Annotated in this window: 24 protein-coding genes; 16 read left to right on the top strand and 8 right to left on the bottom strand. The window is 66.3% G+C overall.

What is annotated here, in order from left to right; translation table 11 throughout:
* Positions 1-71 precede the first annotated feature (71 nt).
* The 11 genes from LC092_RS03835 to LC092_RS03785 all read left to right on the top strand — a co-directional run bounded on the left by LC092_RS03835 (position 72) and on the right by LC092_RS03785 (position 12,134).
* Entirely contained in the window at positions 72-1,883 is a 1,812-nt protein-coding gene (locus LC092_RS03835) for an ABC transporter substrate-binding protein (RefSeq protein WP_224805117.1), read from the top strand.
* A 20-nt stretch (positions 1,884-1,903) separates the two neighbouring features.
* The gene (locus LC092_RS03830; RefSeq protein WP_224805116.1) at positions 1,904-2,710 is read left to right on the top strand and encodes an SDR family NAD(P)-dependent oxidoreductase; all 807 of its coding nucleotides are present in this window, start codon (positions 1,904-1,906) and stop codon (positions 2,708-2,710) included.
* 115 nt (positions 2,711-2,825) lie between these two features.
* Positions 2,826-4,124 carry a M24 family metallopeptidase gene (locus LC092_RS03825; protein WP_224805115.1) on the top strand — a complete coding sequence of 433 codons (1,299 nt, stop codon included), beginning with the start codon at positions 2,826-2,828 and terminating at the stop codon, positions 4,122-4,124.
* Between the two features lie 51 nt (positions 4,125-4,175).
* Entirely contained in the window at positions 4,176-5,171 is a 996-nt protein-coding gene (locus tag LC092_RS03820; RefSeq protein WP_224805114.1) for a thiamine pyrophosphate-dependent dehydrogenase E1 component subunit alpha, read from the top strand.
* Between the two features lie 11 nt (positions 5,172-5,182).
* On the top strand, positions 5,183-6,178 hold the full coding sequence (locus tag LC092_RS03815; protein ID WP_224805113.1) for an alpha-ketoacid dehydrogenase subunit beta: 996 nt from the start codon (positions 5,183-5,185) through the stop codon (positions 6,176-6,178).
* A complete protein-coding gene (locus tag LC092_RS03810; RefSeq protein WP_224805112.1) occupies positions 6,168-7,487 on the top strand; it encodes a biotin/lipoyl-containing protein in 1,320 nt (439 codons plus the stop codon). Before LC092_RS03815 ends, LC092_RS03810 begins: the two co-directional genes overlap by 11 nt.
* Before the next feature lie 28 nt (positions 7,488-7,515).
* Complete coding sequence (locus LC092_RS03805) at positions 7,516-8,946, top strand: NAD-dependent succinate-semialdehyde dehydrogenase (protein ID WP_224805111.1); 1,431 nt, start codon at positions 7,516-7,518, stop codon at positions 8,944-8,946.
* Between the two features lie 9 nt (positions 8,947-8,955).
* Positions 8,956-9,864 (top strand): 2-oxo acid dehydrogenase subunit E2, encoded by a 909-nt coding sequence (locus tag LC092_RS03800; protein ID WP_224805110.1) that lies wholly within the window; start codon positions 8,956-8,958, stop codon positions 9,862-9,864.
* A gap of 2 nt (positions 9,865-9,866) precedes the next feature.
* On the top strand, positions 9,867-10,640 hold the full coding sequence (locus LC092_RS03795) for an SDR family oxidoreductase (RefSeq protein ID WP_224805109.1): 774 nt from the start codon (positions 9,867-9,869) through the stop codon (positions 10,638-10,640).
* A gap of 103 nt (positions 10,641-10,743) precedes the next feature.
* A complete protein-coding gene (locus LC092_RS03790) occupies positions 10,744-11,463 on the top strand; it encodes a spermidine synthase (RefSeq protein ID WP_224805108.1) in 720 nt (239 codons plus the stop codon).
* 8 nt (positions 11,464-11,471) lie between these two features.
* Complete coding sequence (locus LC092_RS03785; protein WP_224805107.1) at positions 11,472-12,134, top strand: class I SAM-dependent methyltransferase; 663 nt, start codon at positions 11,472-11,474, stop codon at positions 12,132-12,134.
* Here LC092_RS03785 and LC092_RS03780 read toward each other — a convergent pair.
* The 4 genes from LC092_RS03780 to LC092_RS03765 form a co-directional block, all read right to left on the bottom strand.
* Entirely contained in the window at positions 12,120-12,857 is a 738-nt protein-coding gene (locus LC092_RS03780) for an Asp/Glu racemase (protein WP_224805106.1), read from the bottom strand. The genes LC092_RS03785 and LC092_RS03780 overlap by 15 nt on opposite strands.
* Complete coding sequence (locus LC092_RS03775; protein WP_224805105.1) at positions 12,854-14,026, bottom strand: M24 family metallopeptidase; 1,173 nt, start codon at positions 14,024-14,026, stop codon at positions 12,854-12,856. Before LC092_RS03775 ends, LC092_RS03780 begins: the two co-directional genes overlap by 4 nt.
* A complete protein-coding gene (locus LC092_RS03770; protein ID WP_224805104.1) occupies positions 14,023-15,093 on the bottom strand; it encodes a pyridoxal-phosphate dependent enzyme in 1,071 nt (356 codons plus the stop codon). The genes LC092_RS03775 and LC092_RS03770 overlap by 4 nt, the downstream gene beginning before the upstream one ends.
* Positions 15,094-15,187: 94 nt before the next feature.
* The gene (locus LC092_RS03765) at positions 15,188-15,970 is read right to left on the bottom strand and encodes an Fpg/Nei family DNA glycosylase (protein WP_224805103.1); all 783 of its coding nucleotides are present in this window, start codon (positions 15,968-15,970) and stop codon (positions 15,188-15,190) included.
* A gap of 223 nt (positions 15,971-16,193) precedes the next feature.
* On the opposite strand from LC092_RS03765, the gene LC092_RS03760 reads away from it, so the two are divergent.
* The 5 genes from LC092_RS03760 to LC092_RS03740 are packed head-to-tail and all read left to right on the top strand — an operon-like array spanning position 16,194 to position 20,937.
* Entirely contained in the window at positions 16,194-16,916 is a 723-nt protein-coding gene (locus LC092_RS03760) for a 2OG-Fe dioxygenase family protein (RefSeq protein WP_224805102.1), read from the top strand.
* A 19-nt stretch (positions 16,917-16,935) separates the two neighbouring features.
* On the top strand, positions 16,936-18,285 hold the full coding sequence (locus tag LC092_RS03755) for a diaminopimelate decarboxylase family protein (protein ID WP_224805101.1): 1,350 nt from the start codon (positions 16,936-16,938) through the stop codon (positions 18,283-18,285).
* Positions 18,260-19,066 (top strand): hypothetical protein, encoded by an 807-nt coding sequence (locus tag LC092_RS03750; RefSeq protein WP_224805100.1) that lies wholly within the window; start codon positions 18,260-18,262, stop codon positions 19,064-19,066. The genes LC092_RS03755 and LC092_RS03750 overlap by 26 nt, the downstream gene beginning before the upstream one ends.
* The gene (locus LC092_RS03745) at positions 19,063-20,283 is read left to right on the top strand and encodes a hypothetical protein (protein WP_224805099.1); all 1,221 of its coding nucleotides are present in this window, start codon (positions 19,063-19,065) and stop codon (positions 20,281-20,283) included. The genes LC092_RS03750 and LC092_RS03745 overlap by 4 nt, the downstream gene beginning before the upstream one ends.
* A complete protein-coding gene (locus LC092_RS03740) occupies positions 20,284-20,937 on the top strand; it encodes a LysE family translocator (RefSeq protein ID WP_224805098.1) in 654 nt (217 codons plus the stop codon).
* Positions 20,938-20,953: 16 nt separating this feature from the next.
* Here LC092_RS03740 and LC092_RS03735 read toward each other — a convergent pair whose 3' ends face one another.
* From LC092_RS03735 to LC092_RS03720, 4 genes are all read right to left on the bottom strand, one after another.
* The gene (locus tag LC092_RS03735) at positions 20,954-22,276 is read right to left on the bottom strand and encodes a TRAP transporter large permease (RefSeq protein ID WP_224805097.1); all 1,323 of its coding nucleotides are present in this window, start codon (positions 22,274-22,276) and stop codon (positions 20,954-20,956) included.
* 1 nt (position 22,277) lies between these two features.
* Positions 22,278-22,805 carry a TRAP transporter small permease subunit gene (locus tag LC092_RS03730; protein WP_224805096.1) on the bottom strand — a complete coding sequence of 176 codons (528 nt, stop codon included), beginning with the start codon at positions 22,803-22,805 and terminating at the stop codon, positions 22,278-22,280.
* A gap of 63 nt (positions 22,806-22,868) precedes the next feature.
* Positions 22,869-23,942, bottom strand: a complete 1,074-nt coding sequence (locus tag LC092_RS03725; protein WP_224805095.1) for a C4-dicarboxylate TRAP transporter substrate-binding protein — start codon at positions 23,940-23,942, stop codon at positions 22,869-22,871.
* Between the two features lie 94 nt (positions 23,943-24,036).
* Complete coding sequence (locus tag LC092_RS03720) at positions 24,037-24,513, bottom strand: CoxG family protein (protein ID WP_224805094.1); 477 nt, start codon at positions 24,511-24,513, stop codon at positions 24,037-24,039.
* Between the last annotated feature and the right edge of the window lie 20 nt (positions 24,514-24,533).

Genomic DNA, 24,533 nt, shown 5'->3' with positions numbered 1-24,533 from the left:
TTATGTCCAAAATGGATGGATTGGCGGTAACGCCCCCTCCCTCGAAATGACCATTTTGAAGGAACCTCAAGATGACCAGACGTTCACGCACTGGCTCCAACGCGACAACGGACCTCAAAGTGACCGCCCAGCCTGCCACGAACATCCAAAGCGGATATTCAGCTGACGCCCTCGCGGCGGGGCAGCCGGGCGACAACCGTGCCGAAATGCTGGACGTGATCGGGTTCCTCGAAGCCTTTGCGGGCGAGGTGGAGACCAGCATAGAGCCGAGCGCGCCAAACCCCTATTTCAACATGGCGATGCATCTGATGCGCAGCCATCTCGAGGGACGGATCGTCACCGCCTCGGCGCTCGTGGCCGCCTCCGGCGTGCCCTATGCCACCGCCATGCGCAAGCTCGGCGAGATGCAGAAGAGCGGCCTGATCGAACAGCGCCCGCGCACCCGCAGCGGGCGCAGCTTCTCGCTCCATCCAAGCGCCGAGCTGATCCAGAAGTGGAGCCAGTTGTCCGACCGCCTCCAGCGCATCGCGCAACAGACCTTCGGCGGCGGCCCCGCAACGACCGCGGAGGCCGACTATTATTTCGGCGGGTCCTACATGGCCGGCCATTCGATCCAGCCGCCGCAGGTCCTGCCCGAACCGCTGGCGCTTCCCGGCGGATTGCGGATCCTGGTTCACGGCGATCCGACCTTCATGGTCATGGAGAACCTGAAGCGCCAGTTCGAGCAACTGGTCGGCAGCAAGATCAACCAGCGCGCCTTCTCCATCGACCGGCTGCACGAGGAAGCCCTGCGCAACGCCGAAAGGGCAACCAGCCGCTACGATCTGATCGCCGTCGACCTGCCCTGGATCGGCGAGTTCGTGAAAAAGGGCGTCCTGCTTCCGCTCGACGAGGTGCTGGACGTCGAGCGCCTCGATCCGAGCGACTTCCACACCGCCGGCTGGCGCGCCGCCCACTGGAACGGGCGCCCCTACGGCGTTCCGAGCCAGACCACGCCGGAGCTGTTCTTCTACCGCCGCGACCTCTTCGCCGAGGCCGGCCTGGAACCGCCGACGACGACCGACGCGGTTCTGGACGCGGCGCGCGCCCTGCACGACCCGACGCAAGGGCGATACGGCATCGCCTGGAACGCCGCGCGTGGCACAGCGCTTGGCCACACCTTCATCATGACCTGCGCCGACTTCGGCCAGCCGATCATCAACATGAAGCGGATCGCCGGCGGCTATGACGCCGACCATCTCGACCGGAGCGATCTCGAACCCACCATCGACACGCCCCGGGCGCTCGAGGCCGCGGAATATCTCAAGGCGCTGCTGGACTTCTCGCCGCCCGACATCCTGTCGATGTCCTGGTACGAGCGCGTCCGGCCCTATGCGTCGGGCCGGGTTGCCATGGCCTATGGCTACACGCTGCTCGCCCCCTATTTTGAGCAGGATCCGAGTTCGCCCGCCTGCGGGCAGACCGGCTATCTGCCCCACCCGCCCGGACCGAAGGGATCTCCGGTCGCACCGGTCGGCGGCTATGTGCTTGCCGTGCCCGCGAACCTTCCCGAGGAGCGCCGGGCGGCGGCGGGAGAGGCCCTGATCGCCTTCACCTCGCCGGAAGCGCAGAAACTCTATGTCGTCAACGGCAGCCGCACCGCACCGCGCTATTCGGTCGGCGCGGACCCGGAGGTCCGGCGGCTCTCGACCATCTTCGAAGCCGTGGACGCCATGTCCTGGCGCGACGAGCTGCAGTTCTGGCCGCGCCCGCCGATCCCGGAAATCTCGAAGATCATCAGCATCTGCGGACAGGAGATGCACGACATGCTGCGAGGGGTCATTCCCCCGCGCGACGCGCTGGAGCGGGCCCAGGCACGGGCCGCCCAGGTGATGAGACAATAAGCCACTCAAGGGAGGGAAAAATGGACCCCAATCGTCTCAAGGGAAAGAACATCATGATCACCGGTGCGGCCCAGGGCATGGGTGCGGCCAATGCGGAATATTTCGCAGCCCAGGGTGCGAATGTCTGCATCGGTGACATCAATGTCGACGGGGTCCGCGAGGTCGCGGAGCGCATCAACGCCGCCGGCAACGGCAAGGCCGTGGCAGTGAAACTCGACGTGACGAAACGCGAGGACAACACCGCCGCCGTGGCGAAGACGGTCGAGGCCTTCGGCTCGATCAACGTGGCGCTTCTGAATGCCGGCGTGAACAAGCCCAAGATGTTCCTCGATATCGACGAGGAAAACTGGGACATGATCATGAACATCAATGCCAAGGGCCAGCTCTTCGGCATGCAGGAAGCCGCAAAGCAGATGATCGCCCAGGGCAAGGAGCACGGCCCCTACAAGATCGTCAACGTCGGCAGCATCGTCTCGCGCACCGCCTTTCTCGATGTGATCCCCTATTCCTGCTCCAAATACTGCACGCTCGCGCTGATCATCGGCGGCGCCAAGGCGCTGGCGGAGCACAATATCACCGTGAACGGCTACGGGCCGGGCGTGGTGCGCACCGAGCTGTGGGAGCAGCTCGACAAGGACCTCGTCGAGATCGGCATGTTCGAGGAAGAGGGCCAGTCGATGGACCATCTCGCCAAGACCATGATCACGATGAAGCGCTATTCCTATCCCGACGACGTCAAGGGAACCGCCGCGTTCCTGTGCTCTGACGAGAGCGACTACATGACCGGCCAGCTCATCATGATCGACGGCGGCATGATCATGCAGTGACGCCTGGCGCGACCGGGCACCCCGTATCGCCCGCGCATCCGCTCGATTTTCTTTCCAAGGACAGACCGGCCGGCCCGCGCGTCATCGCGTGCGCCGCCAAGGGAGGCTTCAAACCATGACCAATGCCCTCAACCCGCGCATCCTGCAGCCGGGCGACATCGACCCCAACTGGCGCTGGGACAAGCATATCCCGGCCCTTGGCCACACCGCCGTCGACTTCGAGCGCCGCGTCGACCACGACCGGCTGCGCCGCTACCGGCTGTCGCGCACCAAGGACGCGCTAAAGAAGTCCGGCCTCGGCTCGCTGCTGACCTTCGACGTCAACAACATCCGCTACATCACCGGCACCAAGATCGGCGAATGGGAGCGTGACAAGATGTGCCGCTTCGCGCTGCTCACCGGCGACGAGGAGCCCTACGTCTGGGACTTCGGATCGGCCGCCGTCCACCACAAGGAATATTGCGACTGGCTCGACCCGGAGCGCTGCCGCGCCGGCGTCGTCGGCATGCGCGGCACCATCCCGCCGAGCTTCGGACTGATGAAGCGCTATGCGGAAGAGATCGCATCGCTGATCAAGAAGGCCGGCATGGCCGGCATGCCGGTCGGCGTCGATTATGCCGAGACCGCGATGTTCTTTGCGCTTCAGGAGGCAGGCTTGAACGTCGTCGACGGCCAGCAGGTGATGCTGGGCGCGCGCGAGATCAAAAACATCGACGAGATCCAGCTGCTCAACCAGGCCGCCAGCATGGTGGACGGCGTCTACGACATGATCTGGCACGAACTCAGGCCCGGCATCCGCGAGAACGACATCGTCGCCATGGCCAACAAGATGCTCTACGAAATGGGCTCCGACGATGTGGAGGCGATCAACGCGATTGCCGGCGAGCGCTGCAATCCGCACCCGCACAACTTCACGGACCGGCTGTTCCGCCCTGGCGACCAGGCCTTCTTCGACATCCTGCAGAGCTATCAGGGCTACCGCACCTGCTACTACCGCACGTTCAACATCGGCCGGGCGACACCGGCGCAGAATGACGCCTACGTCCGCTGCCGCGAGTGGCTCGACAATGCCATTGCGCTGATCAAGCCGGGCGTCTCCACCGATACGGTCGCCAAGGCCTTTCCCAAGGCAGAGGAATTCGGCTTCCCGGACGAGCTCTCGGCCTTCGGCCTGCAGTTCGGCCACGGCCTCGGCCTTGCCCTGCACGAGCGTCCGATCATCAGCCGTGCGGTCTCGCTCGACAATCCGATGGAAATTCAGACCGGCATGGTCTTCGCGCTGGAGACCTACTGCCCGGCGGCCGACGGCTATTCGGCCGCCCGCATCGAGGAAGAGGTCGTCGTCACCGACAAGGGCTGCACGGTGATCAGCCTGTTCCCGGCCGAGGATCTTCCGATCGCCAACCGCTACTGACGACCACAGGCGCCGGCCCCGTGCCGGCGCCGGCCAGGGAGGAGGCCAGACATGAGTGCCGCACGAAAGAAGAAGACGAATGCCGAGGATTATCTGCGCATGTACCGGCAGATGGTGCGCATTCGCGCCTTCGAGGACAGGGCCAACCAGCTCTATCTCTCCGCCAAGATGCCCGGCCTGACCCACATGTATTCCGGCCAGGAGGCCGTGGCGGTGGGCATTTGCGAGGCCCTGACGGCGACCGACAGGATCACCTCAACCCATCGCGGCCACGGACACTGCGTGGCCAAGGGCGCGAACTTCAAGGAGATGTTCTGCGAGCTTCTGGGCAAGGAGGAAGGCTACTGCCGCGGCAAGGGCGGGTCGATGCATATCGCCGACCAGAGCAACGGCAACCTCGGCGCAAACGCCATCGTCGGCGGCTCCATGGGGATCGCCACGGGTGCTGCGCTCAGCGCCAAGCGGCTCGGCACCGACGACGTCGCGGTCTGCTTCTTCGGTGACGGCGCGACCGCGCAGGGGCTCTGGTACGAGGTGATGAACATGGCCGCCCTGTGGGGCCTGCCGGTCATCTACGCCTGCGAGAACAACGGCTACTCCGAATACACAAAGACCGACGAGATCGCCGCCGGCTCGCTCACCGCGCGCGCCGAGGCCTTCGGCATCGAGGCGCATGTCGTCGACGGACAGGACGTGCTTGCCGTCAACGACCTGACGCAGAAACTGGTGGCGCGGGCGCGCAAGGGCGAAGGCCCCTTCTTCATCCAGCTCGACACCTACCGCTACCACGGCCACCACGTCGGCGACATCAATCGCGAATACTACCGCTCCAAGGACGAGGAGGCGCTGTGGAAGTCCGAGCGCGACCCGATCGTCAATTTCGGCAAGTGGCTGGTCGACCAGGGCATCTCGTCCTCCGACGACCTCGACAAGGTGAAGAGCGAGGTCGAAACGGACGCCGATGCGGCCGTCGCCTATGCGGAAGCCGCCCCCTATCCCGATACGCGCGAAGTGGACATGCATGTCTACGCGCCCAGTGCTGCTTGAGGAGGCGCGAGATGAGAGAGATCACCCTGTCGAAGGCGGTGAACGAAGCCATCGCCGAGGAAATGCGCCGCGACGAGACCATTTTCCTGCTCGGCGAGGATGTCGCGGAAGCGGGCACGCCCTTCAAGGTGCTGTCGGGCCTCGTGGAGGAATTCGGCACCGAGCGCGTGATCGACACGCCGATTTCCGAGCCGGGCTTCACCGGCATTGCGGTGGGCGCGGCATTGACCGGCTCGCGCCCGATCGTCGACCTGATGTTCGGCGACTTCCTGTTCCTGATCATGGACCAGCTCTGCAACCAGGCAGCCAAGGCCTATTACATGTCCGGCGGCAAGCTGAACGTGCCGATGGTGCTGCGCACCAACCTTGGCGCAACGCGCCGCTCCGCCGCCCAGCACTCGCAGTCGCTCCATGCGCTGGTCGCGCATATCCCGGGCCTGAAGGTCGCGCTCCCCTCCTCCGCCTATGAGGCCAAGGGGCTGATGAAGACCGCGATCCGCGACAACAACCCGGTCGTCATCTTCGAAGACAAGCTGATGTACCAGGACAAGGCGCCCGTGCCGGAGGAGGAGTATCTGATCCCCTTCGGCGAGGCCAACGTGAAGCGCCAGGGCAAGGACATCACGCTGATCGGCACCTCCTCCATGGTGCAGGTTGCCGAGGCCGCCGCCGAAGCGCTGGCAAAAGAGGGCATCGAGGCGGAGGTGATCGACCCGCGCACCATCGTGCCGCTCGACGAGGAGACGCTGCTGCGCTCGGTCAAGAAGACCTCGCGCGCGATCGTCATCGACGAGGGCCACCAGAGCTACGGGATCACCGGCGAGATCGCCAGCCGGCTGAACGAAAAGGCCTTCTATCATCTCGACGCGCCGGTGGTGCGCATGGGCGCGATGGATGTGCCGGTGCCCTTCTCGCCGGCGCTTGAGGATCTCACCGTCCCGACGGTGGAAAAGGTGACGGCCATGGCCCGCAGGCTGGTCGCCGGGGAGATGATCCATGCCGCATGACGTCATCATGCCGGCTCTCGGCATGGCGCAGGACTCAGGCCTGATCGTCTCCTGGCTGAAGAGCCCCGGCGACGCCATCAAGGCCGGCGATGCGCTGATGGAGGTGGAGACCGACAAGGCGACCATGGAGGTCGAGGCGCAGGCCGACGGCTTTCTGACCAGGGTCACGGCCGCTGCCGGCGACAATGTGCCGGTCGGCAATGTGGTCGCGGTGATCGCCGAGACCGCCGATGCGGCCGAGGAAGACGCGCCGGCGCCGGCTACGGCAGCCGAAAGCCCGTCGCAGGCCGAAGACGAGCCTGCGCCGGCGGATATACCCGAAGGAAAATCGGTGATCATGCCGGCACTTGGCATGGCCCAGGACACCGGCCTGCTTGTCGCATGGGCCAAGGCGCCCGGCGATACGGTTGCAGCCGACGACGTGCTCTTCGAGGTGGAGACCGACAAGAGCACGATGGAGGTTCCCGCCGGGCACGACGGCTTCGTCGCGGCGCTTCTGGCGGAAGCCGGCGACACTGTGCCGGTTGGCGAGAGCGTGGCGATCATTTCGGCGGGAAAGCCCGCCGACCCGCAACGCCGAAGCGCCCCGACAAACGCAAAGCCCGCGACAGCGTCAAAGGACCAGGCTCCGAAGACAGAGGCCGCGGCACCCGCCAAACCTGCGCCCGCACCGGTCAAGGCGGCCTCCGTCGAGGGCGTCATTCTCGCCTCGCCGAAGGCGCGGCGGCTGGCACTGGCGGAAGGTCTCGACCTGACCCGACTGGCGGACGCGGGACACCAGCAGCCCTATCATGTCCGCGATCTCGAGACGCTCCGGGCAATGCCGGCGCGCGGGACGCAAGCGGCGGCCTCCCCCGAAGCGGCGGCGGCCCGGCATCTGTCGGCACGCCTGCCCGCCGAGGGGCTTTCCCGTTTCCTCGCATGGGCGCGAGAGGAAGCGGACGGGGCGCTCGATCAATCGGCGCTGCTGGCGGGTTTCGCCGGCGCAAGCCTGCGCGCAACCGGAGGCCCGGCAGCGCCCGTCGTCGATGTGGAAACGCTCCACGGCCTGAAACGCTTCCCCGAGGCGGCTGAGGACGATGCGACGACCGGCGAACCGGACCTGATCCTTCGCGATCTCCGCAGTTCGTCGCTCAGCGGATTGCGCATGGGCGCGGAGGCGGCACCCGTTCTCACGCTTGTGCAGGCGGATGAAACGCTGACGCTGACGCTCGAATGCGCCGCCGGCCACCTCGACGCACGCGCGGCGATCCTGCTCGTCTCCGGTTTTGCCGGGCGGCTTGAGGATCCCTTGCGTCACCTTCTCTGATTTCTGGTTCCGACCTTTGGAGGTCCCGATGGACTACACCGATCTCTACATCAACGGCGACTGGCGCCCCGGCGCCGAAAACGTCCGTTTCGACGTCATCAATCCGGCGACCGAGGAGGTTCTGGCCTCCGTTGCCTCGGCCGAGATCGCGGATGCGGATGCCGCGCTCGATGCAGCCGAAGCCGCTTTCGCGGAATGGGCCGGCTACACGCCGCGCCAGCGCTCCGAAGTCCTGCGCAAGGCCTGGGAGCTGATGACCGCGCGCATCGAGGATTTCGCGCGGCTGATCACGCTGGAAAACGGCAAAGCGCGCGGCGACGCCATCGGCGAGGCGACCTATGCGGCGGAGTTCTTCCGCTGGTTCGCGGAAGAAGCCGTGCGCGCCGACGGGATGATCACCCATGCGCCGGCGTCCGGCGCGCGCATTCTCGTGCAGCACAAGCCGGCCGGAATCGCTGTGCTGGTCACGCCATGGAACTACCCGGCCGCGATGGGGACCCGCAAGATCGCCCCGGCACTTGCCGCCGGCTGCCCGGTGATCATCAAGCCGGCCTCCGAAACGCCGCTGACGATGCTGGCGCTGATGCCGCTTCTGGAGGAGGCCGGCGTGCCCAAGGGGCTCGTGAACGTGCTGCCCTCGCGCCGCACCGGCGCGCTGGTCGACCACATGCTGCACGACCCGCGCGTGCGGGTGATCTCCTTCACCGGTTCGACTCAGGTCGGGCGCAAGCTGCTGCATTCCGCCGCCGACCAGGTGCTGAAGCCGGCGATGGAGCTTGGCGGAAACGCCCCGCTCATCGTCTTCGAGGATGCCGATCTCGACGTTGCGGTGGAAGGCGCGATGCTCGCCAAGATGCGCAATCTCGGCGAGGCCTGCACGGCCGCAAACCGCTTCTACGTTCACGAGAGTGTCGCCAAGGCCTTCACCGACAAATACGTCGCGGCCATGCGCAAGCTGAAGCTCGGCAACGGCATCGAGGACGGCGTGGATGTCGGCCCGCTGGTCAACGCGGAAACCCGCGACAAGGTGGCGGAATTCGTCGAGGACGCGGTGAGGAAGGGCGCAACGCTCGAGCTTGGCGGCAAGGCGCCGGAGGGCAAGGGCTTCTTCTATCCGCCGACGGTCCTGTCCAATGTGCCTGAAACCGCCGACTGCGTGCATGACGAGATCTTCGGTCCCGTGGCGGCGATCCAGACTTTCACCGACCAGGAGGATGTCATCCGACGCGCCAATGCGACCGAATACGGCCTTGTCGCCTATGTGTTCTCAGAAGACATGAAGCGGGCGCTGCAGGTCTGCGAACGGCTGGAATACGGCATGGTCGGCCTCAACCGCGGGCTGGTCTCCGACCCGGCCGCCCCCTTTGGCGGCGTGAAGCAATCCGGTCTCGGCCGCGAGGGCGGCCACGAGGGCATGCTGGAGTTCATGGAAACCCAATATATTTCCGCAAGCTGGTAGGAGGCCCAAATGTCCGTCAATGCCTCTCCCTCGACCCGCGCCTACGCCCGCCAGCAGGGGGTCGATCTCGACGCCCTGGGGGCCGCGACCGGCCGCAACACGCTCGCACGCGAGGATGTCGACTGGCATCTGAGCGGCGAGACCGCTGCACCCGCGACCGACCACAGCCGATATTGGAACGTCGACCACGCGGCCTATGGCCCGGTGAGCGAGGAACCGCTTTCGCGCATGGCGCAGGTGGCCGCCGGAAACCTGGGTGCCGCCAACGCGATGATCCCGCAGGTGACCCATCACGACCGTGCCGACATGCGCGCGCTCGAGGCCTTCCGCTCAAGCCTCAAGGCGGAGGCGCAGGAGCGCGGCACCCGGCTCACCGCACTAGCCTTCCACGTCAAGGCGCTGGCGCACTGCCTGCGGGAATTCCCGCGTTTCAACGCATCGCTCTCGGCAGACGGCGAAACGCTGATTTCCAAGCACTTCGTGCATATCGGCATCGCCGTCGACACGCCGCACGGGCTGATGGTCCCCGTCATCCGCGATGCCGACCGCAAGGGCCTGTGGCGGATCGCGGAGGAGATCTCCGATCTCGCGGCACGTGCGCAGGCGCGAAAGATCCGCTCGGAGGAAATGGGGGGCGCGTCGATGTCGATCTCCAGCCTCGGCGGGATCGGCGGCACGGCCTTCACCCCGATCGTCAACCCGCCGGAACTCGCGATCCTCGGCCTGACGCGGATGGAGACGGTGCCGGTCTGGGAAGACGGCGACTGGACGCCCGTTGCCATGGTCCCGCTTGATCTGAGCTACGATCACCGCGTGCTCAACGGCGCGGACGCAGCCCGTTTCCTGACCCGTTATGCGGCCCTACTCGGCGATCCGCGCCGGCTGGTGCTGGCAAGCCTTCTCGCCGGGGCAAGCTGATCATGACGGACCCAGCCGCTGCCTTCGACCTTTCGGGACGCACCGCGCTTGTCACCGGGTGCAGCCGGGGGATCGGGCGCGCCATTTCCGTGGCGCTCGCGCGAGCCGGATCGGATGTCGTCGGTGTCAGCACCAGTCTTCCAGACGACGGCGGCGAAACGGGCGAAGCCGTGCGCGCGCACGGACGACGCTTTCGCCACTACCGCGCGGATCTCGCGGAGCACGATGCCGTTGCGGGCCTGATTGCCAGACTGGATGAGGCGGGCGAGAAAATCGACATTCTGGTGAACAACGCCGGCATCATCCGCCGCGCCCCGCTTGGCGATCACTCCGACGCCGACTGGGACGACGTGCTCGCCGTCAATCTCACCGCCCCGTTCCAGCTCGCCCGGGACCTCGGCGCAAAGATGGTGGCGCGCGGGCACGGCAAGATCGTCTTTCTCGGCTCCGTGCTCAGCTTTCAGGGCGGGCTCACCGTTCCGGGCTATGCCGCCACCAAGGGCGCGGTCGCCAATCTGGTGAGGTCCTTCGCCAACGAATGGGCGGCCTCCGGCGTCAACGTCAATGCCGTCGCGCCGGGCTATGTCCAGACCGACAACACCGCAGCCCTCAGGGACGACCGGGACCGCGAAGCCGCGATCCTTGCCCGCGTGCCGGCCGGGCGTTGGGGCACGCCGGAAGAGATCGCCGACCCGGTCGTGTTTCTTGCAAGTCGCGCCGCACGGTTCATCCACGGCACCACATTGATCGTCGATGGCGGCTGGCTGGCGCGCTGACGGCGTCCTCTCCCACGGGTTGCTCCCCTCCGTCGAAGCGCCGATAAGGGGGACGGCCTGCGCGCACAGCATGCATGGGTCGAGACCGTCAGGGAGCCCAAGCGTGAGCGCATTGTTTGAAGAACTGGATTACCGGCCCACCCCCATCGGCGCGCTGGCGCTGCGCCGGCGGCGCCTGCTTGCGCTCGACGTCGACGTCTTCGAGATCATCCTCGGCGACGAGCACCTGATGTCGAGCCTGTTCACCGCGTCGGAGATCGCGCTGGCGCAACTGGGGCTCGACGCCTGCACCGGCGAGGCGCTCGATGTCGTGGTCGGCGGCTTGGGCCTCGGCTACACCGCCAAGGCCGCCCTCGACCATCCGCGCCTCGGCTCGCTCGCCGTCGTGGAAATGCTCGAACCCGTGCTCGACTGGCACCGCGAAGGGCTGCTGCCGCTCGGCGCGGAGTTGACCGCTGACGCCCGCTGCCGGCTGGTGCAGGGCGATTTCTTCGCCCTTGCACAGGGAGCGACCGGGTTCGAGGGCGAACGCCCTGCCCGCCAACTCGACGCGATCCTGGTCGACATCGATCACACGCCCGATGCCTTGCTCGACGAGCGCAGCACCTCCTTCTACGCGACGCCCGGCCTCACCGCCCTCGCCGGCCATTTGAAGCCCGGCGGCATCTTCGGCCTGTGGTCGGACGCGCGCGAGGACGATGGCTTCACGGAGCGGCTGAAGAGCGTCTTCGCCGAGGCCTGGGCGGAGCCGGTGACCTTCCACAACCCGCTGCAGGACAAGCCCTTCACCCAGACCGTCTATCTGGCGCGCAAAGGCGGATGACAGCACACATGCAGCCTGACGCCTGCCCGGTGTGCCGGAACGCCGCCGTTCACGCGCTCGCCCCCATCGACGGACTGACCTATTGGCGCTGCGCCACCTGCGAGGCGACCTTTCTCGATCCCCGGCACTTCTTGTCGGCAGACGCGGAACGCGCCCACTACCTGACCCATGAAAACGCCCCCGACGATCCGGGCTACCGGCGGTTCATGATGCGGCTCGCAGCCCCGCTGATGGCGCGGCTTTCGCCCGGCTCCAGCGGCCTCGACTACGGCAGCGGGCCGGGGTCGGCGCTGGCGGCAATCCTGCGCGAGGCGGGACATGAGGTGGCGCTCTACGATCCCTTCTTTCACGACGATCCGGCGGTCCTGCAAACGACCTATGATTTCGTGACCTGCACGGAAACGGCGGAACACTTCCACGCGCCCTTCGCGGAATTCGACCGCATGGGCAAACTCCTGCGTCCGGACGGGCTGCTTGGCGTCATGACGCTGTTTCAAACCGACGACGCGAAGTTTGCCGGCTGGCGCTACCGGCGCGACCCGACCCATGTGGTCTTCTACCGGGAGACGACCCTGCGCCACATCGCCGCCACGCGCGGCTGGTCCTGCGACATCCCGGACAAGGACATCGCGCTGATGCAGCTTCCGGCGCCCGCCTCACGCAACCTCTGACAGCCGCCCGAACCCCGGCACCATCCGTGCGCCGGAAAGCCGGCACAAGTGCCAGGCCAGCACCAGATTGCTGGAGAAGACCGGCTTTGCGATCCGCGTCTCCACCTCTTCCAGCAGACCGAGCGTGCGCAGGTTGGTGCAGGACAGGAACACCGCCTCCACCGACGGATCGGCGCCAAGCAGGGTGGCCGCATCGATCACCGAGGCCGGCGCGATGCGCGCGACCTTGGCCTCTTCCGCCACGTTGAAGGAGCCGAAGACGGGCGTCTCAACCCCGCCCTCCGCAAGCCGTTGACGCAACATGTCGGAGACGTCCTCGACGTAGGGAGACAGCAGGGCGAGCCGCGTGACGCCGCAGGCCCGGCAGGCGGCGATCAGCGCCTGCACCGGATCGGTGATCGCCTCCGCCTGCGCGCCCTCACGCACCAGTTCGGCGACACGCGCGCTGCCGATCACCGAGGCGCCGGAGGTGCAGGCGTAGCCGATCGCGTCGAAGCGAAGCGCGTCGGGGAAGAGACGCGCCGCGCTCGGCAGATGCGCCCGCATGGCAAGCAGCGTCTCCTGCGTCACCTCAAGTCCACTCGGCACCCGCGAGACGTGGCATGCAGTCTCCACGGGCAGGAGCCGCCGGAAATCGCGCTCGATGGTCTCGTCGGCCTGAAGGATGATCAGCCCCAGCCGCACCGGATCGGGCGTCTCTAGCTCGAAGGAAAACACGGTCACGCCGATCTCTCCAGGCAGAGAATCTCCGGATCGGCGCGGGTGGACAGAAACCGTGCGCCGTCGGCCTCGATCACGATGTTTTCCTCATGGACGAGGATGCGTCCCGGCGAGACCTCGATGCCGGGTTCCAGCGTCAGCACCATGCCGGCCTCGATCCGCGTGCGATCCTGCGGGATCAGCGAGGGCCATTCGGTGAGCTGGGTCCCGAGACCATGGCCGAGCCGCCCGGTGTCGCTGCCGCCCTGCCCGCCGGTGACGATCGCGTCCATCGCGTGGAAGAGATCCGCAGCGCTCACACCCGGACGGGCGATCTCCATCGCGGCATCGACGGCCTCGAGAAGCCGACGATGCGCGGCGCGCACGTCGCGAGACGGCGCGCTGATGGAGAAGTTGCGGTCGAAATCGCAGAAATAGCCGTCGTGCACCAGGCCGGTGTCGAGCATCAGCACATCGCCCGGCGCGAAGACGTGGCCGTCGGCCGGCGAGATCACGTCGAAATATCCGTCCGGCCCGCAGGGGCAGGCAAGATAGGGCACCCAGTCGGCCCCCTCTTCCAGACAGAGCATCTGGAAACGCCGCGCCACCTCGTCGAGCCGCGCGCCCGCACCGGCGATCTCTCCGACCCGGGCAAAGGCGCGGTCCGCGATCCGGCAGGCAGTCTCGATCTTTGCGATCTCCGCCGGCGACTTGACGATGCGAAGCGCGCGCAGGATGCCGGCGTCGCCGACAAGCGCGACCGGCGAGAGCGCCGCTTCCAGCCGCTTGAAGTCGGCCAAAGGCATACGCAGCGAGGTCTCCGCCCCCATCGGCAGTCCGATCCGCGCCCTTTCCCCCGCCACCTCGCGCAGGGTGTCGGCCAGCAGCGAGACGCCGTCGTCCTCCAGGTCGGGCGAACGCCAGCTTCGGATATCCTGGATCCAGGTTTGCGCCATCAGGCTGGCGCCGATGGAGGGGATCACGGCAACCGGATCGCCGCTTGCCGGGACCACCAGGAACCAGGGCCGCGTCGGGCTTTCCCAGAAGCGCGTCAGAAAACCTGAGAAATAGCGCACGTCCGGTTCGCTGGTGAGAAGCAGCGCATCCAGTCCGGCAGCGGCCATCGCCGTCTGCGCCCGCGCGACGCGAGTGCGGTATTCCTGCAAGGGAAAGCCGCGCGTACCCGCGCTCATGCCTCGGCCTCCTCGCTGAGAATGGCAAGGATCCGGCTTTGCGGACCAAGGCCGAGCGCCGATTTCTGCGCCGCGCTTGCCGTAAGCGGAACCGCCAGTCCGGCGGCGCCGGACGGCGTCGTCGCCAGCCCCGCATCGGCGAGGCGCGGTAGGACGGCTTCGACATCGCCGTCGTCGATGGTGACGAAGACATCCGCATCGCGCGACAGCCCCTTCAGCGCGATCAGCGAGGGCATCTTGCAATCGAGCCGCCCCATTGAGGACACGCCACCGCGTGCCTGCACTGCCGCTCCGGCGCGAATGGATCCCTGAAGGGCGGCGGCCTGCGACGGTTCGACGACGACAATCGCCGGCCCGTCGCGCCAGACGCTGCGGGCAAGCGCGGCAGCGGCGGCCGCGAGCCCGCCGACACCGGCCTGCAGGAAGACATGGGTCGGAGGGGCCGGCATCTGCGCGAAGACTTCTTCCATCAACGCCAGATAGCCTTCCATCAAGCGCCACGGACGCACCATGTAGCCGGACCAGGAACTGTCGGACAGCAACCGCCAGCCGTTGGCCTCCGCCGCCGCCTGTGCGGCTGCCATGCTCGCCTCGTAATCCGCGCCCGCGCGCATCACCTCCGCGCCCTTGGCACGCAAGCGGTCGGCAAACCCTTCCGGCACCGTCTCGGCGATATAGACCGCGGCCCGCGCGCCGAAGATCCTGGCGCCGGCGGCGACCGACAGGCCGTGATTGCCGGCGCTTGCGGTGACATAGGTCACGCCCTCAAGCGCCCGTGCCGGCTCGTCGCTGCCGGTCTCCATGGCCTCGCGGGCAACCACATAGGCCGCGCCCAGCGCCTTGAAGCTGCCAAGCCCCATACGCGTCCGCTCGTCCTTGACGTGAAGGCTCTGTACACCCGCGCTACGGGCGAGACCGGTCGCCTCGCGCAGGGGCGTGGGTTCAGCCGCCGGGCACTGGCCGAGAAGCGAAAGCACCGCGTCGACATCGACGCTCGGTGCGGGCACGTCCTCCAGCCCGGCAATCGCATCCTCGCGGCCCCGCCCCGCATTCGTCAGGATCTCCACCAGCGCCTCCCCCTTCGCATGGTTTCGCAATCGAGGAGGGTACGGTCGCGCGTCCGGGCGCGAATGTCGAGCCTTGGAACGGCGGCACCGCGCCTCAGCACGCCGGCTGGCAGACCTCGCAGGCAAAGGCCCGCCGCGTGTCGATCTCCATGCGGACAATCGCCCCGTCGCATTTGGGGCAGCGATCCTTGTTGAAGATATTGACCCGCTCGCGGTAGCGGCTGCGGCCCGGCGGCGCATTGTCGACGGTGACAATCGCATTCTTGCGGACGCCGATCTGGAGCAGATGCACCGCGTCGGTCCAGATCGCGTCGAACTCCGCGCGCGAAATCTCGCGTCCGGGCCGGTCGGGGTGGATCCCCTGCCGCCAGAGGATTTCGGTGCGATAGATGTTGCCGATCCCGGCCATCACCGCCTGGTTCATGATCAGCCGGCCGATGCTGGTCCGGCTGCGCGAAATCCGGTGAAAGGCGCGTTCGGGATCGGCATCGTCGCGCAGCACATCCGGACCAATGCGGCCCGTGAGGGCCTGAAAGCCGTTGCCGTCGAGGGTCTCGCAGATCGCCGGCCCGTTGATGTCGACCAGATGCGTGTCGCCCTCAAGTCTCACGCGCACCGCGCCGACCGGTTCGGGCGCGGGGAGCTTGCGCTTTTTGATCCGCCCGAAGAGCCCGAGGTGGACATGCAGATAGCTCTCCCCGTCGAACCGGTAGACCAGATGCTTGCCATAGGCCTCGACGTCGAGACAGACGCGCCCGTCGAGATGGTCCGCGCCGGCGGCGAACCGTCCCTGCGGCGAGGAAACCCGCAAGGACCGCCCAGCAAGGATGCGCCGGTGGTCGCGCGCCGCGCGGTGGATCGTATGCCCCTCGGGCATGGTATCTCCTTGCAAAATAGAGGAAAGATGCGCGCGTGCCGCGCCCGAACCTCTACGCACACGGAACGGAAACCGGATCAGTGGCGCGATGAGCGGTCCGGGATTGGCCCTCGCCGCCACCGTCGGGCGGTTCAAAAGGCACGATTGCTACAACGGACAATTGCAATCCTGAGTGTAAATTGTAGGATCGCACAACCAGCCCAATGGCAAAGGATGCGCGATCATGGATCACATCGGATTTCATCTCGGGCCGCTCGGCTACCGGATCCTGGAAATGCCGCCGCTTTCCCAGGAGGCCCGCGCCAATTTCGACCGGCTGCCGGAGGATCCCTACTACAAGGAGCGCTGGCGCCAGTTCTCCCAGTACATCCTGTTTCACGAACACGACCGCTGGGCCTGTCGCGTCCTGACCCACCGCCCCTTCATCCAGGCCAAAGCCTACAACCAGAAGGTCGGCGGCGTGCGCCGGGCGTTCGAACCGATCGCGGGCGTCGACCCGACCCCGCAGTTCGCGACGATTGCAGAGGCGCTGCGCTTCGACACGCGTGCGGTGTTCCAGGTCAATCTCCACCAGTGGCGCACCCGCGTTGACGAGGTGTTTCAGGGCAAGACCATCCCGGAAGGCCCGCATCGCGACGGTCACCACATCACCAGCGTGACGGTCTGGGCACGTTCCAACGTCACCGGAGGAGAATCCACCCTCTACCAGATCGGCAAGACCGAACCCTTCTTCGAGCAGGTGCTGGAGCCGGGGCAATGTCTGATCATGCGCGACGAGGACATGGTTCACGGCGCCCGCGACATTCGCGCCGCCTCCTCAGACGGCGGGTATCGCGACATCTGGGTGATCTCCATCAACCCCTGGGCCGACCGGCGCTACGGGCAGGAGTTCGAGGAATTCGCGACGGCCGACGCCTCGCCGGCGAATTCCGTGGCCGCCGAATGACAGCGCGGGACGCCAGACCATGCTCGCGCTGACGTCTCCCGAACCGTTCACCGACCTTGGCGCGGAGGAGATTGAGGCGCTGGCCGAGCGCCACGGAACGCCGCTGTTCGTCTATGACGACGCCTATTTTCGCGCGAGCGTTTCCGCCTTCCTGAAGACATGGCAATCCGCCTTCGCGCACCCGAAGGCCTATCTCTCCTACAAGACCAACTATATGCCCGCGCTCTGCCGCTCCGCCCATGCGCTCGGCATGGGCGCGGATGTGGTCTCCGGCTTCGAGATGGAGCACGCCCTACGTCTGTGCGCCGCCCGCGACATCGTCTTCAACGGTCCGCTGAAACGCGCCGGGGAACTCGAGCGGGCCGCCCGCGACGGCATCACCATCAACATCGACCTGGCGGAAGAGCTCGAAACGCTTGAGGCCCTGCGTTCGAGCGGACGGATCACGACGGCACGCCTCGGACTTCGGGTCAATCCGGGCCTGCCCGTCTTCGCGGCACACGACCGGAGCTTCGTCCAGGCGCATGCCGCGAAACAGCGGTCGGCGAAATTCGGCTGGCCGCTCGACGACGGTCTGGCCGGGCACATGGCCGAGCGGATATCCGCCTCCGGCTTTTCCTTCGAGACCGTGCACGCGCATCTGAACTCCCAGATCACCGACGCGACGCTCTTTCTTGCGGCACTGGACCCGGTGCTCGGCTTCGTGGCCGGCTTGCGCGCATCCGGCACGCAAATCCGCGAACTCAATGTCGGCGGCGGGTTCGGCGTTCCCGGCATGCAGCGCAGCAAGCGCGGCTGGTGGAGCGCGCTCAAGGCCACGATGGGCGAACGTCTCGAAGACGCCCCCGACGAGACCTTCGACATGGCCGCCTTCACCCAGGGGCTTGCCCGGCGTCTTCACGAACACGGCCTGGACGACCTTTGCATCGGCTGCGAGCCCGGCCGCTACCTGATGTCGGCCGGCATGGTGCTCGTTGCCCGCGTTGCCGGCTTGAAGGTCTTGCCGGAGAAACGATGGGTGGTGATCGACGCCGGCCTGAACATCCTCCCCACGGCGGCCTTCGGCGAGCGCCGTCGGCTGCGCTTCTTTCGCGCCGGCGAGGAATTGCCGGTCAGGGACGGCGATCCCGACTGCACCATCGGCGGGCCGCTCTGCTTCGAAGGCGACATCGTGATGGACCACGCAAGGGTGCCGGCCTCGCTTGCGGCCGGGGATCTCGTCGTCCTCTCCGATGCCGGTGCCTACACGGTTTCACGCTCCACCAATTTCAACCAGTTGCGCGCTGCGGTCGCCATGCGCGACGGCCGCGACGGGACCCTCGTCTGGCGAAGGGAAACCTACGATGACGTCTTCTGCTTTTCGGATTGAGACGCGCCCCCTTGCCGGGGACAAGCGCGAGACGGACGCGCGCATCTTCCTGTGGGCCACCCCCCGCTCGATCTCCACGGCACTGGAACGGGTGATGAAGAATGCCGATGGCCTCGACGTCCTGCACGAGCCCTTCACCGACACCTACTATTTCAGCTCCAAGCGCCGCTCGCGGCGCTATGGCGATCCGGCCGTCCCGGCACAGGATCCCGTCGAGGCGGATGCAGTCAACGCCCGGCTGGAAGAGGCCGGCCGGCGTGGACCGGTTTTCATCAAGGATCTGGCGTTTCAGGCCGAGCCCTATGTCACCGACGCATTGCTGGCGACCGCCCGGAACATCTTCCTGACCCGCGACCCGCTCAAGGTCTATGCCTCTCTCATCCGCATCAAGCCGGACTTCACCGAGGACGAGTTCGGCTTCACGGCGCTGGAACGGATATGGAACCGCGTCCACGCCCTGCAAGGCGCTGCAATCGCCCTCGACGGGGAGGAATTTCGCGCCGACCCGCATGCAATCGCATACAAGCTTTGCGTGTGGAGCGATATCCGCTATTCTACCGACATGTTGACGTGGGAAGACGGTCGCATCCGGGATTGGGCGCCTCACGAGGAACTGTCCCAGGCGAAATGGCATGAGACCCTGGAGAAAAGCCGCAGGATTCTGCCGCCTGCGGCAGAAACCCCGGTGCGGGTCGACCCGGCCCACCGCGAGATGGTGACACGGGCGCAAGAGATCTACCGCCGGTTGACGGCCGACAGGATAAGGCCTGACCCGATATGACGGACGCACGGCGAACCCTCGTTCTGTTTCCCGATGCCCACGGCATTGCCCGCGGCAAGCTGCTCAACCGGGGTCTTGACGAGATGCAGAGGGTGGGTTTCTCGTCAGGCGTCTTTTCAAAGGACGTCTACGGCCACCCGGTCCTCTTCCCGGTCCTGGCGAAACCGTTTGGCGCTGCCGATATCAAAGTCGCGGTCACGGAACAGGATGCGCGGCCGCTGGAGGGGGGCACGGCCGGCGTGCTCGGCGCCTCGGAAATCGCCATCGGTGCGGTTACCGACCCGCGCGGTGATCCGCATCCTCTCGACTTTCGCATGCATCTCCGGAGCTTTCTCAACCGCACGAGCGACCTTCGTGGCGTGCGGATTGGAGCTGAGCTTGAATTCTATCTCATCGACGGCGCCAACCGGGCACATCTGGCCCCCGACGGCCAGGCCTATGCCTTCGGCGGGATCGGCATTCGGCAGCACTGCCTGAGGGAGATGCTGAAAGCACTCGATCACGCCGGGCTCGGCTGGCGCGACGTCTCCCAGGAAAACGAGCGCGACCAGTATGAAATCGCCCTCGACCACAGCGACCCTCTGGAGCAGGCCGACCGGATCTTCCTCGCGCGCCTGATCTGCCGCACGGTCGCCGCGTCGCACGGCCTTCGCTGCACCTTTATCGCCGTTGAGGACCAGAACCGCTCGCCGAGCAACCTGCACCTTCATGTGTCCGCACGCTCTGACGGGGCAGACGCGGCGACAGGGTCAAAGCGGATCGCGAGCGGGATGGTGCGCGTGCTCGACGAGGCGCTCCTCGCGATCAGCCCGACCTGCAACAGCCGCTATGCGCGGCACATCGCCTCCTTTCGCTCCGGCATGAACGACATCAGCGACGGCGGCCGTTTCTCCGCCCTGCGCCGTCTGGAGGAAGACGGCACGCCGCGCGTGGAACTGCGCACGCCGACGGCGGACGCCAATCCCTATCTCGCGATCCTGATGATCCTTGCCGGCATGAGCATGGCCTCCGAAGGCGACGAGATCCCCGCGCCCCGGCCGCTCGACTTCGTCTTCGCCAACAGCATCGCGGACTTCGAGGAAAGCCGGCTTGCCCGCGCCGCGCTGCCGCAGGAGACGATCTCGCTTTTCGCGTCGATGAAACGCCACGAAGCGCAAAAGGCCACCGAATTCGCCACCTTCGACGCAGAACGCGGCGCCTTGCTGAAGGTCCTTTGAATGGTTCCCTCAGTCGAACTTGCGACCGCCCTCGCCATTCAGGCCGTCGCAATGCTCGTCCCCGGACCCAACCAGTTCCTGCTGCTCACACTGTCGCAAGGAAGCCCGGCAACCCGGATGTCCGCCGTCGTCGGCATCGCCACGGCGGGGCTGGTGTTTTCCTCCGGCGCCTGCGCGGCGATCTATTTCGCCGGAGAAGCCACGAGCGAGCGCTCCTTCCTGCTGCTGAATGTCCTGGGCAGCCTGTTTTTGATCTATCTGGGTGCAAGGATCTTGTTCGGCATGGCCGCCGGCGCAGGCGAGCCAGGCGATGCCCCCCGGCCGGACGCCGTGCCCGCCGATCGCTGGCAGGCGTTTCCGAGCGGCTTCCTCGTCAACATCGCCAATCCGAAATCGGCCGTCTTTTTCGGCTCGGTGTTTGCGACCACCCTGCCGCTCGCGTCAATGACCCCGCCGGACTATGTGCTCGTGGTCCTGCTGTTCTTCGTGAACTCCGTGATTGTTCACGGCGCGGTCTCCGAAGCTTTCGCGCTGCCCGGCCTCCAGCACATCATGCGGGTGCGGCGCCGGCTGATTGCCGCAAGCTCCGCGCTGGTGTTCCTCGCCTTCGGCATGGCGACGCTCGTCCATGTCGCCGTCACGATCGCCCGGTAAGCGCCGCCCGCGCTCGCTATCCGATCACCAGTTGCGGAAAGAGGGCGATCAGCACCAGCACGCCGAGCATCACCCCGACGAAGGGCAGCGCACCGGCAAAGATCGATTCCAGCGAGGTGCGACGGTCTCCCAGCGTGGAATGCACGGTGAAGATCGAGATCCCGAACGGAGGCGTCAGCAGGCCGACCTCCACCGCGATCACGGTGATGATGCCGAAGTGCACGAGATCGAAGCCGAGCCCCTGGGCGATGGGGGCTGCGATCGGCACGACGATCAGCAGGATGGAACTGCTGTCGAGGATCATGCCGAGCAGCAGCACCAGCAGGACATAGACCACCAGGAAGCCCGTCGCCCCGAACCCGCTGTTCTGGACGAAGGACCCGATCGCATTGGGGATGCCGGCAACGGCCAGCATCTGGCTGTAGAAGCCGGCGGCGACAAGAAGCACCAGGATGCCGACGGAAATCGACCCGGTCTGCGTGAGCACGCTCCAGGTCCGCCGCAGGTTCAGGCTCCGGCGCAGGACCGCGATCACCAGCGCGGCGAAGGCGCCGACACCCCCGGCCTCGGTCGGGGTGAAGAAGCCCGAGTAGAGCCCGCCGAGCACAAAGGCGACGAGGATGACGATCGGCAACGACTTGAGAAGGATCTCCCGGCCGGACAGTTTCGGCGCGTCTTCCGTCCGGCGGCTTTTTTGTTCCAGGTGCTCGCGGGTGAAGACGAAGCCCGGCGCGAATTTCGCCAGCATCAGGATCATCACCACGAAGCCGCCGGCAAGAAGCGCGCCCGGCACCAGCCCGGCGATGAACATGCGCCCGATCGACTGTTCGGCGAGCACGCCGTAGATGATCAAGAGCAGACTTGGCGGCACCAGCATGCCAAGGACCGAACTGCCGGCAACGGTGCCAGCGGAGAACGACGGCCGGTAGCCGTGGCGCGTCATTTCCGGCACTGCCACCTTGGTGAAAACGGCGGCAGACGCGATGGACACGCCCGTGACCGCGGCAAACACGGTGTTGGCCGTGACGGTGGCGATCCCCAGTCCGCCGAGCAGCTTGCGCAACAGCGTTTCGGCCACGTCGAACGTGTCCTTGCCGACATTGGAGATGCTGACGAGATGGCCCATCAGCACGAACAGCGGAATGGTCGCGAACAGATAGTTGGCAACGCCATTGTAGGCGGCGATCGACATGAGTTTCATCGCCAGATCGAAATTGCCGCGAATGATCCACACGCCGGCAAAGCCGACGGCAAGAAGCGCGACGGCGATGCGCATGCCCATAACGACAAGCACGAACAGGACGCCGATCAGCATCAGTCCGATTGAAATATTGCTCATGTCAAAGCGCCCTGTCGGGTGGAAGGGTCGTCAGCCTGCCGAGGGCCTCGACGAGGAATGCAAGCGCCGTTGCGGCGGAGCCGCCGACGACGATCAACCGGAACGGCAGCGTCGGGAGGGTCCACACGCCGCGAACGCCGAAGAACTCGTCGCTGGTCCAGGCCCGTAGGGTGTCGGGCCAGGACGCGAGCGCGACGAGCGCAAACAGGACGGCGCCGGTCAGCCCGAACAGCACCTCAAGCGTCACGACGGACTTCGGTGCGAGCCGGTTGAGACCGCGCTGCAGAAAATCGGCGCGGATCAGCGTGCCGTTGAGCGCGGCCGCCGGGAGCATCAGGAAGACAATCGCGACCACGGAGCGGGCCGCGATTTCCGCGACACCGATGATCGGCATCGCGAAGAAATTGCGGCCGACGACGTCGGCCACGATCAACAGCATGATCGCGACAATCCAGAGCGTCCCCACCGCGGCGACGGCGTTCAGCACGCCCTGCAGGGACCGCCACGCCCAGCCTCGGTCAGATGACATAGACTTGCCCTGCTGCATGTTTCACCCCGTCGTCGCGCTATTGGACACAAATGTACCGGTGGCTCAGGCTTCCGCCGCCCAGTCGCGGGCCGGCGTGATGCCACGCTCCTTGAGCGCCGCGAAATAGGCCTTCAGCACCTTCGCCGCAGCCGGGCCGTTGGCGTCGAGCCAGGGCTTGGCGACATTCGGCAAGGTTGCCGCCCAGCGTTCGCGCTCGGCCTGCGCCATCTCATTGACCTGGAGACCGGCCGCGACCATCTCCTTCATCGCGCTGGTCGCCCGCTCGGTTACATAGTCGCCGTGGCTGCGCGACGTGATGCGGCCGGCCTCGCGAAGCGCCGTCTGCACCTCGGCCGGAAGCGCATCGAAGAAGGTCTTGTTGACCGCGATGCCGCCGAAATACATCGAGCCGAAACCGACCCGCGCGAGCTTCGGCGCGACCTCATAGACCCGCGTCGGCTGGATGCCGCTGGCAAAGGACAGCGTTCCTTCCGAAACGCCGGTCTGGATGTCCGTGTAGTAAGTGGTCAGCGCCCCGTCGACAGGCGTGGCGCCAGTGCCGGCCAGCCAGTTGGCCGAGGTGCCCGGCGCGTTCAGCCGACGGTTCTTGATGTCGTCGACCGAATTGATGTCGAAATTGGCGTAGACATCGTAGTTGTCGGTCACCAGCGACGACAGATGCACCATGTTCTGGTCGGTCCATCCGGCCTTGAGCTCCGGCAGTTCCTCGGTCAACCGGTCGAAGACGTCGATGACGACGTTGTGGTCGGAATTGGCGAAGGGCGTGAAATAGGTCACGTTCTGCAAGGGCATGGACGATCCCTCCCAGACGGTGCCAACCATGCCGATATCGACGATGCCGTCGCGCACGGCCGCGCGCGTGTCCTTGAACTTGTACAGCGTGCCGCCGTAGTTCTCGCCCCAGTTGACGACATAGTTGCCGCCGGCATCCGCCAGGAGCTTGTCGAGCGCCGGCTGCAATGCGGTCTGCATCGCATAGACCCAGATGTTGTTGGTCGGATGGCTCGAGCCGATCTGGATGCTGATGGTCTCCGCCGCGATCGAACGGGTGTTGAGATAGGGCATGGCGAGAAGCGCGGATGTGCCGGCCAGAAAATGTCTGCGTGTCGGGTTCATGTGAGTTCCTCCCAGGTATGTCCCGCGCCTTGCACGGGTTTTTCGTTGCACAGTCACAAAACACCGGCGGTTGCCCCGCCGGGGCGTTATCGCGTCACTCCGCCGGCTCGGGAACCGGCGCCGGTTCCGCCTGCTCCGCCAGGATCGCCTCGAAATTGGCGAAGAATTCCCCGGCGAGCTTTTGCGCCGTCGACTTGATCAGTCGGTTGCCGAGCGAGGCGAGCTTGCCGCCGACCGCGGCATCCGCGCTGTAGGTGAGACGCGTCGTTTCCCCCAGATCCTCGAGCGTGACCCGCGCCGCGCCCTTGGCGAAGCCGGCAATGCCGCCGGACCCCTTGCCGGACAGCGTGCAGGAGACGAGCGGAACGATGTCGCTGAGTTCGACGCCGCCCTTGAACCGGGCCGACACCGGCCCGACCTTGAGCTTCACGGTCGCCGCGAATTCCGTCTCGGCCGTCTGCTCCAGCGTCTCGCAGCCCGGGATCGCGCGTTCCAGCACGTCGCGGTCGAAGAGCGCCGCCCAGACGGTTTGCGGATCGGCCTGCAATTCCTGTGTGCCCTCAAGCTCCATCTCGGGTTCCTTCTTGAAAC

Source organism: Stappia stellulata (genome assembly GCF_020176715.1).
Taxonomy (GTDB): Bacteria; Pseudomonadota; Alphaproteobacteria; order Rhizobiales; family Stappiaceae; genus Stappia.
Note: the sequence above shows the minus strand (reverse complement) of the source record. Positions and strands in the feature narration are given on the sequence as shown.